Source organism: Photobacterium sp. WH24 (assembly GCF_019204055.1).
Lineage (GTDB): Bacteria > Pseudomonadota > Gammaproteobacteria > Enterobacterales > Vibrionaceae > Photobacterium > Photobacterium arenosum.
In genome coordinates, this window is record NZ_JAGSOZ010000001.1 from 548,242 (window position 1) to 561,744 (window position 13,503).

Here is a 13,503-nt window from a genome sequence, read left to right on the forward strand (position 1 = left end):
TGTTCATCGAGTAACTTCGTACTAGTAAACTAGTTCATGGATATTATGTCAAGACTTTATTTTTATGTTGTTTGATCTTCACAGTCACACCACGGCCTCGGACGGTCGGCTTACGCCTGCAGAGCTGGTGAAACGGGCGACCGATTTCCGTGTGGATGTTCTCGCGATCACCGATCACGATACTGTCGCAGGCCTTGAATTTGCCCAGCAGGCGATAGATGCACAAAATCTGGCTTTAAAGCTGGTCAAAGGCATTGAAATATCGACAGTTTGGAATAATTTTGATATTCACATTGTTGGCCTGAACATTGACCCGGCGCATGCCGACATAGCGTCTTTAATCGCTCAGCAGGCAGAGCGACGAACTGCCCGTGCTGTGTTAATGGGGGAGCGTTTGGCCAAAAGCCAGATAGAGGGCGCTTATGAAGGTGCGAGAGCCCTTGCCGGCGACGCTACCTTAACCCGGGCCCATTTTGCCCGCTGGCTGGTAGAACAAGGGCATGCCAAAACAATGCAGGCAGTGTTCAAGAAATTTCTGACCCGGGGAAATACAGGTTACGTTCCGCCAAACTGGTGCAGTATTGCCGAGGCGGTTCAGGCTATTCATGCCGCTGGCGGGCAGGCAGTTCTGGCCCACCCGGGCCGGTATGATATGACGGCGAAATGGCTGAAGCGTTTGCTCAGCGATTTTGTGGCCGCCACCGGAGATGCCATTGAAGTGGCTCAGCCGCAGCAGGCACAGAATGAGCGCCGCACACTGGCGGAGTACGCTGAACAATTTGGTCTTTTGTCATCTCAGGGGTCGGATTTTCACTATCCGTCACCCTGGACAGAGTTGGGACGCAATCTTTGGTTACCCAAAGCTTCAGTGCCTGTCTGGCAGGACTGGGGCATGGAATAAAATGTTGTAAACCTGCGCCCTGAGTAAGCGCAGGTCTGGAGGAGTGATGAGTCAAATTTTTTATGTTCACCCGGAAAACCCGCAGGCAAGGCTGATCAGTCAGGCCGTGGCTATTGTTCGCAACGGTGGCGTTATCGTTTATCCAACCGACTCAGGCTATGCGCTGGGCTGTCAGCTGGCCAATAAGCAGGCGCTGGAACGTATCTGTCGGATCCGTAAGCTTGACGAAAAGCATAATTTCACCCTGTTGTGCCGTGATTTGTCTGAATTGTCGCTATATGCCCGCGTCGAAAATGATGCGTTCAGATTGTTGCGTAACAACACGCCGGGTGCGTATACCTTCATTTTCAAAGGGACAAAAGAAGTGCCTCGCCGCCTGATGAATCCGAAGCGTAAAACGATTGGGATCCGGGTACCAAACAACGAGATCGCACTGGCATTGCTGGATGCGCTGGGTGAGCCTATGATGTCCACCAGTTTAATTCTGCCGGGCAAAGACACAGCTGAATCGGATCCTGAGGACATTCACAATGCGCTCGATCACGCCGTCGACTTGATCATCCATGGCGGGGTGATAGGGGAAGAACCAACGACAGTGGTGGATTTCAGTAACGACAGCATCGACATTGTGCGTTACGGCGCCGGTGATACCACTCCGTTCGAATAAAGGCCGTTCGCCTGTGCGGACAGGGGCCGCGCGGAGAAAGAATAGCGCATTTCCCTTCTTTTTATATGGTATCAGGCGGCAGTATTTGGCATAATTCACGGCTGCTTTGAATAGGGTGGACGCCGTTTCGGCTTAAGACTGCAAACGGCGGGTATCTTGTGTTACTGGCGGACAAAACGTCAGTAACAGAACGATGATTTTTAGAATGTTTCGACGCCTGTGAAGGCGACAAAGGTTTGTCTGATGAGTGAAAAATTACAGAAGGTACTTGCGCGTTCCGGTCAGGGTTCACGACGTGAAGTGGAACTGATGATCCAGGAAGGGCGTGTCAGTATTGATGGCAAAGTTGCCCACTTGGGTGATCGTCTGGATAACCTGGACGTACTTGTGCGTATTGATGGTCACAAAGTAGACCTGGTCAAGCCTTCTGAAGAAGTGTGCCGTGTGCTTGCTTATAACAAACCTGAAGGTGAGTTGTGTACCCGACACGATCCGGAAGGACGCAGAACGGTATTTGACCGCCTGCCACGACTGAGCGAAGGCCGTTGGGTATCTGTCGGTCGTTTGGATGCCAATACATCCGGCCTGCTGCTGTTTACTACCGATGGTGAACTGGCTAATCGCCTGATGCATCCCAGCCGTAGCGTAGAACGTGAGTACATGGTGCGTGTCTTCGGTGAAGTGACTGAGCAGATGGTGAAAAACCTGGTTCACGGTGTACAGCTTGAAGACGGCATGGCCCGTTTTGAAGATGTCGTTTACGCTGGTGGCGAAGGGATGAACCACACTTTCTATGTGGTAATTACCGAAGGCCGTAACCGTGAAGTTCGTCGCCTGTGGGATTCTCAGGGTGTGACGGTGAGCCGACTCAAGCGTGTACGTTATGGCGACATCTTCCTGACCAAAGATTTACCGCGAGGTGGCTGGCTGGAGCTTGAGCTGCAGGAAGTGAACTATCTGCGTGAAATCGTTGAGCTGCCTGAAGAAACGCGTTCGCATCTGACCGTCGAAGGTCTGAAGCGTAAGAAAGGGGTGCGTAAGATCCGTCGTGCCGTTCGTCGTCATGAAGAACGTGTCAGCGATGACTCACGCGGTCGTCGTCGCGACAATCGTCGCCCGGCACCTCAAAACCAGCCTGCTGAAGAGACGGCGCGCTCTGCTGGCAATAAGCGTAAGCCTGCTGGCAACGCTGCCAACCGCAGGAACCCGTTGAAGAACAAACCTGCGAAGCCGCGTACTCGCAAGTAAGCGTCGTTCTCGCAAGAATGCTGTGACGCACAGTAAAAAAGCCGACCCGTAAATGGTGGTCGGCTTTTTTGTGCCTGTCAGTTAATGGCAGAGCCGTTCCAGCGCTTATTTAGGCTGAGCATCAATGCACTGTCCGTTGACATCCTTGCTCTCAGGCCCCATCAGGTAAAGGTACAGCGGCATGATGTCTGTCGGTGTTTTCAGCGTTTTAGGATTTTCTCCCGGATAGGCCTTAGCACGCATGCCTGTGCGCGTACCGCCCGGGTTAATCGCATTCACCCGAACGCGGGTGTCGCTCAGCTCGTCAGCCACCACTTGCATCATGCCTTCAGTAGCAAATTTCGAAATCGCATACGCACCCCAAAAAGCCCGGCCATCGTGGCCCACTGTGGAGGAAGTGAAAATGATACGGCCGTCTTCGGATTTCTTAATCAAAGGCATAATCGCCTGAGTGAGCAGGAATTGTGCTTTGACATTGACCTGCATCACTTCGTCAAATGTGTCTTCACCCAGTTGGTCAAAAGGGCTGAGCACACCAAGCAGGCTTGCGTTATGCAGCACACCGTCAAGGCGACCAAACTGATCGTTAATGGTGTCTGTCATATCCAGATAGTTCTGTTTTGAAGCGCCTTTCATGTCCAGCGGGATGATTGCCGGCTGCGGGTAACCCAACGTCTCTATTTCATCGTATACGGCTTCCAGCTTGGCAACCGTACGGCCCAGCAGAATGACTGTCGCGCCGTGTGCGGCGTAGCTGATTGCAGCCTGGCGGCCAATACCGTCACCGGCACCTGTCACCAGAATGACACGGTCTTTGAGTGAGTCAGCGGCAGTTTGATAATTCACTTGCTTTCCTTCTTGGTAAGGCATTTCTTTGTGCCGCTATTGTAGGCGCTTCACGCTCAGGGTGACAAGCCAGCAGGATAGATCGGTAATGAAAAACAGCAGGTTGCTAAGACGGTTAACTGCCAGTATGGTGTGTTTTTCGAGTGCCGGGTGCCTGTCAGGCAATTAATCACTCTGGAAAGCGCAAAATGTAAACCTGAAACGTTAACAAGCCTAGAGGCTTGATTGGATTGGTATTACAATCAGGTAAAACCAGAACATGAGGAAATACTCTTGGATTTTTTGTTTGATTACGGACTTTTTCTGGCCAAGATAATCACAGTCGTGGTTGCTGTCGTCAGTATTTTGGTCATTGTGAAAAGCGTAGGTGGTCGCCAGGGGACGCGAAAAGGGTCGTTGGAAATTACCGATTTGTCTGAACGCTATAAAGAAACCGTTCATCATTTAGAGTCTCACCTGTTCGATAAGCCTTTGCTCAAAGCCAGGGAGAAGGCGGAAAAGAAAGCCGAGAAAGAAAAAGGTAAAGCCCGCCAAAGTGAAATTAAAGCAGCGGCAAAATCGGGCGAGTTGTCAGCGACCCGTGAACCACGACTGTTTGTGCTGGACTTTCACGGCAGTATTGATGCCAAAGAAGTGGCCGGATTACGCGAAGAAATTTCGGCTATTCTGGCCGTGGCTGCTGACGGCGATGAAGTTCTCCTGCGGCTGGAAACCGGCGGCGGTATGGTGCATGGCTATGGTCTGGCATCTTCGCAGCTTGATCGCCTTAAACAGGCGGGTATTAAGCTGACCATCGCAGTAGATAAAGTCGCTGCCAGTGGCGGTTATATGATGGCCTGTGTTGCTGATCAGATTATCTCTGCGCCGTTTGCTGTAGTGGGGTCAATTGGTGTTATTGCCCAGTTGCCTAATTTCAGCAAGGTATTGAAAAAGAATGATATTGAGTTCGAACAAATCACAGCTGGTGAGTTTAAACGTACCCTGACTATGTTTGGTGAAAACACAGATAAGGCACGTGAGAAGTTTCAAAGCGAAATTGAAGCGACCCATGGTTTGTTTAAGGATTTTATTGCAGAACATCGTCCGTCTCTGGATCTGGAAACGGTGGCTACCGGAGAGCACTGGTTCGGTAAGCAAGCGATTACGCTGGGTCTGGTCGACAGTATTGGGACCAGTGACGACTTTATTATGAAGGCGTGTAAAGACCGTGAAGTCTTGCAGGTGCATTATGTTCAGCGTAAGAAACTGGCTGAGCGTCTGGCCGGAGCGGGCAGTGAAGCCGCCGACAGTTTGCTGCTGAAATGGATTAGCCGGGGACAGCGGCCGATTATGTAAATAGTAAAGATATAACCCGCCAGCAGGCGGGTTATATCTTTCTGGCTGAAGTAATAACAACAGATTAATGTTTTTATATTTTTGGCATGTTGTCCGTTGTATTAAATAATGTGAGTGAATATTACGCCTTTGAATCGTTTTATTGGTTGTAAAATAATCACAACGGGTCGTTTTGTAGTAAGAAAACGGATATTTCTGTGAGCTGACACAAATAAACAGGGCTGAAAATAGTCAAAGTTCCGTCGAGGTGGTAATGATCTGCGCCCTGTCTGAATACTGGCTCAGAGAGATGAAAAATGGGGGCTGATCGGATAATACAGCGACACTTAACACAGTGTTTACATATGCAGAAGGGTCGAGCAATTAGCCTGAATTTCTTAAAAACAGGTTGACCTTCTTGTATAGTAGCCCAATATTGTAATAGCGTTGCCGTGCGTACACTGTCACTTTTAGCGTGCAACTATATGTTTTTATTTGAAAATTTCGCGAGCACGAGGACGTAATAGAGTCATATGGGTAAATCTCTTGTTATTGTGGAGTCCCCGGCCAAGGCAAAAACGATTAATAAGTACCTTGGTAAGGATTTCATCGTAAAGTCCAGCGTTGGTCATGTTCGAGACCTGTCTACTGGTGGTAGCAGTACGGGTAAAAAAGCGACTGCACCGTCTACGAAAGGTCTGAGCGCTGAAGAGAAAGCACAGATCAAAAAAGAAAAAGAGCATACAGCGCTGATCAATAAAATGGGTGTTAACCCATATAAAGATTGGGAAGCGCATTATGCTGTGCTGCCCGGAAAAGAGAAAGTCGTCCAGGAATTGCAAAAGCTGGCTGAGAATGCAGATTATGTCTATCTGGCAACCGATTTGGATCGCGAGGGAGAAGCTATTGCGTGGCACCTTCGTGAGCTCATCGGTGGTGATGAAGAACGCTATAAACGTGTTGTTTTTAATGAAATTACCAAAAATGCGATTCAGCAGGCTTTCGAACATCCGGGTGAACTGAATATTGATGGTGTGAATGCGCAGCAGGCACGCCGTTTCCTTGATCGTGTTGTTGGCTTCATGGTTTCCCCTCTGTTGTGGAAAAAAGTCGCCCGGGGTCTGTCTGCCGGCCGAGTTCAGTCGGTAGCAGTAAAGCTGATTGTTGAGCGAGAACGTGAGATCAAAGCATTTGTTCCGGAAGAGTTCTGGGATGTTCACGCCAATACGGTAACCGGTGGCAAAGATGCATTGCGTCTGATGGTAGCCCAGCAGGCGGGCAAGGCATTTCGACCGGTCAACAAAGCGGACACAGATGCGGCAGTTTCTTTGCTGGAAAAAGCCGCCTATAAAGTGGCTGAGCGGGAAGATAAACCGACCAGCAGTAAACCTACTGCACCTTACATCACATCAACGCTGCAACAAGCGGCCAGTACCCGTTTAGGGTATGGTGTCAAGCGCACTATGGGCCTGGCTCAGCGTTTGTACGAAGCGGGTTATATTACCTATATGCGTACTGACTCGACTAACTTGTCCAAAGAAGCGGTCGAGGCTGTGCGTGGCTATATTGCCTCTGAATATGGTGAAAATTACCTGCCTGCCAACCCTGTGGTGTACGGCAGCAAGGGCAATGCACAAGAAGCGCACGAGGCGATTCGTCCATCAAGTGTCGATATCCAGCCAGCTGATCTGGAAGGCATGGATCAGGATGCCGTCAAACTGTATGACCTGATCTGGCGCCAGTTTGTGGCTTGTCAGATGACAGCGGCTCAATATGACTCCAGCACCATTACCGTGCAGGCCGATAACTTCACACTGAAAGCCAAAGGCCGGACATTACGTTTTGCCGGTTGGACCAAAGTGCAGCGTCCGTCTGGCAAGAATGAAGATACGACTCTGCCGACCGTTCAGGTGGGTGATGTTCTGACGCTGGACAGTTTAGAACCTAAGCAGCACTTCACTAAACCGCCTGCGCGCTTCACAGAAGCGGCACTGGTTAAAGAGTTGGAAAAGCGAGGTATTGGCCGTCCTTCGACTTATGCATCGATCATTTCTACTATTCAGGATCGTGGCTATGTCAAAGTGGATCAGCGTCGATTCTATGCGGAAAAAATGGGTGAAATAGTCTCTGATCGTTTGGAAGACAGTTTTTCAGATCTGATGGACTACGATTTCACCGCCCGCATGGAAGGCAATCTGGATAAGATTGCAGAAGGACAGGCAAACTGGAAATCGGTGCTCGACAAATTCTTCAGTGATTTTACCGATGAACTGGTCAAAGCCGAGCAGGATGAAGATGAAGGCGGAATGAAGCCGAACAAAATCGTTCTGACCGATATTGAGTGTCCGACCTGCTCCCGTCCTATGGGGATCCGTACCGCCTCTACCGGGGTTTTCCTGGGTTGCTCGGGTTATGCTCTGCCTCCGAAGGAGCGCTGTAAGACCACCATTAACCTGGGTGATGAAGAAGGCGTGGTGAACGTGCTGGAAGAGGACGTGGAAACCGCTGCTTTACGGGCTAAGAAACGTTGTTCTAAGTGTGGTACAGCGATGGATGCCTATCTCATCGACCAAAGCCGTAAACTGCATGTCTGTGGTAATAACCCGGGCTGTGATGGCTTTGAGGTTGAAAAAGGTGAATTCAAACTCAAAGGCTATGAAGGCCCTGTGGTTGAGTGCGATAAATGCGGCTCAGACATGGAACTGAAAAATGGTCGTTTCGGCAAATATATGGGCTGTACCAATGAAGCCTGTAAGAACACGCGGAAAATTCTGAAAAACGGTGAGGTAGCGCCACCAAAAGAAGATCCGGTTCTTTTGCCTGAGCTGCCTTGTACTCAGGATCCGGATGCGTATTTTGTGTTGCGTGATGGTGCATCAGGTCTGTTCCTGGCGGCCAGCACCTTCCCTAAATCCCGTGAGACCCGTGCACCTCTGGTGGAAGAACTGGTTCGCTTTAAAGACAGATTGTCACCTAAGTTTCAGTATCTGACTGAGGCGCCGACCGAAGATCCGGATGGCCTGAAGACAGTGGTTCGTTTTAGCCGCAAGACTAAAGAGAACTATGTCCGCTCAGAAGTAGACGGTAAACCAACCGGTTATACCGCACTCTACGATGCCGGAAAATGGCTCATTACCGATAAGCGCAAAAACGCCAAAAAAGAGAAATAATGAAAAACCGCCGCAAGGCGGTTTTTTTATGCTTCCGTTTTGGTTTTGGCTGGTGAGGTGGCTTTGTCCTGCCCGCTCAGGTTCTCTTTGGCTGATGATGTCAGCTGTGTTCGATCAGCCTTAGGCTTGCGGTTGACCTGAATCACAGCGAACACGACCAGCGTTATCCCGAGCAGGTGATAGATTGTAAATGACTCATCAAGTATGGTGATCGCGAAGACTGCTGTCATGGCCGGGCCGATATTGCTGGTCAGGCTGACTGCCGAAGGGGTCAGGCGTGCCATCGCGGCTGCAATCAGATAGGACGGCAAGACAGTGCAGAAAAATCCCAGTGCAATGCCCAGCAAGGCCAAATCCAGTGAGATAGTGCTTAGCTGCGCCCCTGACCACTGAAAATGCAGCAGAATGACAATCCCGGCACTGGTCATGCCGAGACTGGTAAATAACTGGCTGCCAAGCTGACTGATCACCCGTTTGCTCAGCACCAGGTAAGTGGCAAAAATCATGGCTGACAGAAGCGCGTACAGGCTGCCGAGCCAGATATCATCACCCAGATGCTGAATATCATGTGCGACAATCAGCGCAATACCCAGATACCCCAGCAGGATGGAAAGGAAAGTCCCCGCTTTGGGCGTTTCTTTTAGAACCAGCATGCTGATCAGAACCACGAACGACGGATACATAAATAACAGTAACCGCTCAAGCTGCGCAGAAATGCTCTCCAGCGCCAGAATGTCGAACAGTGAAGCAAAGTAATAGCCCAGTATCCCAATCAGCATAGCCTGCCAGCCATAGCGCAGGGTTTTTTGTCGCTGCCCGGTATCGCGAAGCAGCCAGCAAAGTATCAACAGATAAAAAGGCAGAGAACTGGCTGCTCTGAGGCTCATGATGGTGACAGCATCACCGCCGAGCTGATAGGCAATTTTGATCAGCACAGGCTTTAATGAGAAAAAGACTGTCCCGATAAGTGCGTAGATAATACCTTGTTTATCAACCGACAGGGTGGAGCCTGGTGCCAGGTCTTGTTCCATTACTCACTTCCTTTTTGTGTTTGAGAACAGGCTGTGAGGCATGGAGGCTGGCTGCATGACTCACAGCCGGGCAGGGGAATTGCTACCGACTGAGGGGTATCCGGGTGAGAAGCCAGCGCAGCAGCAAAATGATATTCATGATGGGTACCTAGGTATCGGTGAGTATTTAAGCTACCGAAGTTTGCATAGCCACACAAGCGATCGGGAAAGATCAGATGAATATGCCAGTTGTTGATGTTCACGGCTGAGAATCTGTGGTGAATCAGCACTACGGCTGCTCCGGGTTTGCCCCGAAGCCAGCCAGTATTTGAGTACCAGTATTTGAGTATTAGTTAATTGAGTATTTATGGCGTGTGACGGACACGGGTCAGGCAAAGCAGCAGCGCAGTGATGAACTGAATGATACCGCACAGCAAGAACAGGCTTTCTGTTCCCAGTGTCACCACCAGATAACCGGATGCCGCCAGACCAAAAGGCATGCCGAGTTTGAACAGTGAGCCGGTGATTCCAGCGACGCGTCCGAGCAGTGTGTCGCTGAAGGCTTCCTGCCGGTAACTCCAGATACAGATAGAACTCATCAAACCTATACTGCTGATCAAAAAGAAGGACAGGGCTAACACCGGCGCACTGGGCAGCAGGGCCGGCAGGGCAAATCCCACGGATTCAAAGGCGATGGAAAGAATCAGCAGCAATCCCAGACCGATACGTTTTCTGATCTTATCGGCGACTAATCCGCCCAGAATACCGCCGATCCCCGATGCAGCAATCAGATAACTGACTTCCAGGTTGGTCATCATGAGCGTGGCTTTGGCAAAGTATATCGCCTGGACATGAAACACAGCCCCTGTGGTGTTAATGACCACAACGGCGACGGTGATCAGGCACATGGTCTTATCTGCACTCAGCGCCTGCCAGCCTTCTTTGAGTGCAGTGAGGACAGGCGGATGAGTCACAGGAGCTGCTGGTGTAAATGGCATTCGGTGAAGTTGCACAAATGCAATCAGGTAGAGAACGATGAGCAGCAGGAACACCTGATGGATTGCCGCCATCAGTAGCAGCACACCGGACAGTACCGGCCCGACGGTCTCAAGAAAGCTGTACATGGTGCTGAAACGTGCGGTTGCCGTATTTTGCAATGCTTGCGGCAGCGCTGTTTTCATCATGCCAAGCCGCGCATTGTGGTAGCCGTAATCGAAAGCCATCATCATGAAAGCGGCCGGAAAGAGTGCCCAGAGTGGCTCTGCCAGCCATTCTACGGCGGTATAAGCAATGAGCAAGCAAAGACACTGGCCAATCAGCATGGCCTGTGACCAGTGCTTGCGGTTCACACGGTCGACCCAAACCCCGATGAACAGTGCCAGCAACAGATTCGGTAAATACTCTACAGCGCGCATCCAGCCCATCCATTCGGACGATGCTGTCAGCTCATACACGAGCAGTGGCAGCGCCAGACTGTAAATTTTGGCGCCGAAGGCAGCAAAAAAGGCACTGGAGAGCAGAATGAGAAACTTCGGCTCTTGCCAAATGCCCGTTTGGGGTTGGGTGACGGTTGTCATCATAAATTCCTTTTCACATCATAGAGATTTACGATTATCCGTGATAAAAGTGGAAGAAAAAGTGTAAACAATAACAAGGGATTTCACCTTTTATGCGCTATTGGCGAGCATTAATGTATTTCAGGGAAGAACTGGCGGTCGGACAAGCCCGGTCAATCTCACTCGACACTTTGGCGCAGAGACTCGCCTGTACCCGGCGCAATGCTCAGATTGTGATTAAGAAGCTGGTTGAGGAAGGCTGGATAAGCTGGCAGCCGGGTGTCGGTCGCGGTAACTTACCGACAATTTGTCTGAAAAAACCGGTTGATTCGGTTCTTAAGCAGGAAGCATTGTCGCTGCTGGCTCAGCATCAGGTGGAGCGTGCCACAGCCTTAGTGCCCGAGCCACAAAGGCAGGGGTTGCTGGCAGAGTATCTGGCTGGTTGCCGTCGTTCGGATAACCGTTCGGGTAACCGTTCGATACCGCAGCAGGAACAAAGCGATGTGCTGCGTATCCCGTTTTATCGGGGGATTCATGATCTGGATGCCGTGCAGCTCTCCCGGCGGACCGAAGTGCATCTCGGCAGCTACCTTTATGCCGGTTTGCTGCAACGGGATCCTGATTCAGGGCGGATTCACGGCGACTTAGCCGCACACTGGGAGCGTGATGGCTGCGACTGGCATATCACACTCAGAAAAGGACTGACGTTTCATGACGGTTCGCCCCTGGATGCTTTAGCGGTGCAAGCCCATTTTGCCCGTTTGCAAGCGTCTGACAGCAGTAACCGCAGGCTGTTCGAATGTATTGAGGAGGTTGTGGTGCTTGCGCCGCTGCGCCTGAAACTGACCACGAATGCCACCGCTGGCTTCATACCGACCCTGTTAACACAAAAGGCGGCAGGTATCTCGAAAGTGTCCCGCGATGGGAGCATTCTCGGCGCTGGTGCTTTTCGTCTTGATGAGCACACTGAGTGGCTGACCCGGCTGAGTGCATTTGAGCAGTACCATGGCTATCGACCCTGGCTCGATGCCGTGGAGATCTGGAACATTGGTGATCAGGCCATGGATTTTGAGGTCAGCAGTGATGTGGTTCATCCCTGGCTGGTGCCGGGACAGACAGCGCCGTTTTCGCAGCTCGAAAGCTGGGAAAAAGGGTGTGAGTATGCGCTGCTGAATGAAAATCGTGCTGGCTGGATGGCGGTGCCGGCACACAGGCAGCGATTATCCGCTTTTGTTCGTCAGATGCCGCTGCCTGCTGCTATGGTACCGGCAGATTACCGTGTTGCGAAAGGCATGTTGCAATCTGATCTGTCCTGTCACCACACCGGGGTGGCTGTGGATTTCTCAGACCTGGCAGTGCCTGACGCTCCGCTCTCTGTGCTGACTTATCAGTTGCGGGATCATATTGCCCTGGCTGAGCAACTGGCAGCGGCACTCAATGCCGCCGGTATTCCAGCGACTTGCTGTGTGGAAACATTTCCGGACTTCAACCGGACAGAGCGTCTGGCCCAGGCGGATATCATTATTTCCGGTGAAGTGTTTGGCGAAGATGTGGAACTGAGCTGGATGGAATGGCTCAAAGCGAGCACTGCGCTGGCCGTATGCCTGCAGCCTCAGCAGCAGACACGGTTGCGGCGAGAATTAGAAACCGTCTTTCTGTCTGACAATCTGGCTGAGCGGCTGGACAAATTTCAGGAGATCGAACAATGGCTGGTGGACATCGGCATCTATCGTCCCTTGTGGCAAAACCGCCAGCAGCTCAATGTCCGAAGTCATCTCAATGGGGTATCACTGCTGGCGAATGGCTGGATTGATTTCAGCCGTGTGGTATTCAGTTCACCATAGCGGTGGCCGGAATGCCGCTGTGGAAGCGGAAATATTGATCCGGGGTGTTGATGAGTCCGGCTTCGCGCTGGCCAATGTGCAGAATTCGGTCACTGATATCCTTACCGGCAATTTGCTCGGCCAGATTCAGGTAATCCTGATAATGACGGGCTTCAGAGCGCAGTAACGAGATGTAAAACTTTTTGAGTTCATCATCAAGAAACGGCGCCAGTCTGGCGAAACGCTCGCAGGAGCGAGCTTCAATGTAAGCGCCAACAATCAGTTTATCGATCAAGGTGGCGGGTTCATGAGTACGCACGGCTTTCATCAGCCCGCGGGCATAGTTGCCGGCACTCAGGTTTGAGTAAGCGATGCCGCGCTTGTCCATGATTTCAAGTACCTGTTCAAAGTGGTGGAATTCTTCTTTGATCAGGCGAACCATCCTATCAATCAGATCCTGGCCGTAAGGACAATCCGCCCTTGCTGTCAGTTCAGCACTCAGGCCATTCTTTCTGCCGTGGAAGGCGTCTTTTTGGCGTGACCTGCCATAGACGAAATCTTCGTACGGTTTGGCCCAGTCAAGCAGTGCCTGGCCGCTTTTCTCATCCACGGCGTATTTGCGGATCAGGAAAATAGCGGTCTGGCTGGCTTTCAGCTCACAGTTACAGTGATCAACCAGCAAGGCATTGAGGTTTTCCGGTTTGCGTGCCTCCTCAAGCCAGCTCTCTGGGGTTTCGCAATGCAGAAACCGGCGGACGGGAAGAAGTAGCTCGTTGATCATGCTCTGAGTGTCTGTCATGGATGGGTCTTATTGCTGAGTTGAACAGGAGAAAGAAAACCGGCGGATTATAACAAAGCTCTTCTAGCAGGAACAAGTTAACAAAATTTAGCTATCTAACAAAAAGCGAACCCATCGATTTGGCTTCGCTTTTGATCTTTAGCAGTACTTGCTCGGGCGGATGGTCTGT

10 protein-coding genes are annotated in these 13,503 nt (G+C 51.0%); 6 read left to right on the plus strand and 4 right to left on the minus strand.

The window, feature by feature from the left end:
* Positions 1-64: 64 nt before the first annotated feature.
* From KCG43_RS02435 to rluB, 3 genes are all read left to right on the plus strand, one after another.
* Positions 65-901, plus strand: coding sequence for a PHP domain-containing protein (locus KCG43_RS02435; RefSeq protein ID WP_218383079.1), 837 nt, complete (start codon positions 65-67; stop codon positions 899-901).
* Positions 902-947: 46 nt separating this feature from the next.
* Positions 948-1,568 (plus strand): L-threonylcarbamoyladenylate synthase, encoded by a 621-nt coding sequence (locus tag KCG43_RS02440; protein WP_192015296.1) that lies wholly within the window; start codon positions 948-950, stop codon positions 1,566-1,568.
* Between the two features lie 243 nt (positions 1,569-1,811).
* Complete coding sequence (gene rluB / locus KCG43_RS02445; RefSeq protein ID WP_192015297.1) at positions 1,812-2,816, plus strand: 23S rRNA pseudouridine(2605) synthase RluB; 1,005 nt, start codon at positions 1,812-1,814, stop codon at positions 2,814-2,816.
* A 105-nt stretch (positions 2,817-2,921) separates the two neighbouring features.
* Here the strand turns inward: rluB and KCG43_RS02450 are convergent, their stop codons facing one another.
* Positions 2,922-3,662, minus strand: a complete 741-nt coding sequence (locus KCG43_RS02450; protein WP_192015298.1) for a YciK family oxidoreductase — start codon at positions 3,660-3,662, stop codon at positions 2,922-2,924.
* A 273-nt stretch (positions 3,663-3,935) separates the two neighbouring features.
* Here KCG43_RS02450 and sohB point away from each other — a divergent pair, with 273 nt between their 5' ends.
* Positions 3,936-4,997, plus strand: a complete 1,062-nt coding sequence (gene sohB / locus KCG43_RS02455) for a protease SohB (RefSeq protein ID WP_192015299.1) — start codon at positions 3,936-3,938, stop codon at positions 4,995-4,997.
* Between the two features lie 512 nt (positions 4,998-5,509).
* Positions 5,510-8,146 carry a type I DNA topoisomerase gene (topA, locus tag KCG43_RS02460; protein WP_218383080.1) on the plus strand — a complete coding sequence of 879 codons (2,637 nt, stop codon included), beginning with the start codon at positions 5,510-5,512 and terminating at the stop codon, positions 8,144-8,146.
* 26 nt (positions 8,147-8,172) lie between these two features.
* On the opposite strand, the gene KCG43_RS02465 is transcribed toward topA, so the two are convergent.
* Entirely contained in the window at positions 8,173-9,177 is a 1,005-nt protein-coding gene (locus tag KCG43_RS02465) for a DMT family transporter (protein WP_218383081.1), read from the minus strand.
* 344 nt (positions 9,178-9,521) lie between these two features.
* Positions 9,522-10,733 carry an MFS transporter gene (locus KCG43_RS02470; RefSeq protein ID WP_218383310.1) on the minus strand — a complete coding sequence of 404 codons (1,212 nt, stop codon included), beginning with the start codon at positions 10,731-10,733 and terminating at the stop codon, positions 9,522-9,524.
* A gap of 92 nt (positions 10,734-10,825) precedes the next feature.
* On the opposite strand from KCG43_RS02470, the gene KCG43_RS02475 reads away from it, so the two are divergent.
* Positions 10,826-12,556 (plus strand): SgrR family transcriptional regulator, encoded by a 1,731-nt coding sequence (locus tag KCG43_RS02475; RefSeq protein ID WP_218383082.1) that lies wholly within the window; start codon positions 10,826-10,828, stop codon positions 12,554-12,556.
* Here the strand turns inward: KCG43_RS02475 and miaE are convergent.
* The gene (gene miaE / locus KCG43_RS02480) at positions 12,543-13,334 is read right to left on the minus strand and encodes a tRNA isopentenyl-2-thiomethyl-A-37 hydroxylase MiaE (protein WP_218383083.1); all 792 of its coding nucleotides are present in this window, start codon (positions 13,332-13,334) and stop codon (positions 12,543-12,545) included. The genes KCG43_RS02475 and miaE overlap by 14 nt on opposite strands.
* Positions 13,335-13,503 lie beyond the last annotated feature (169 nt).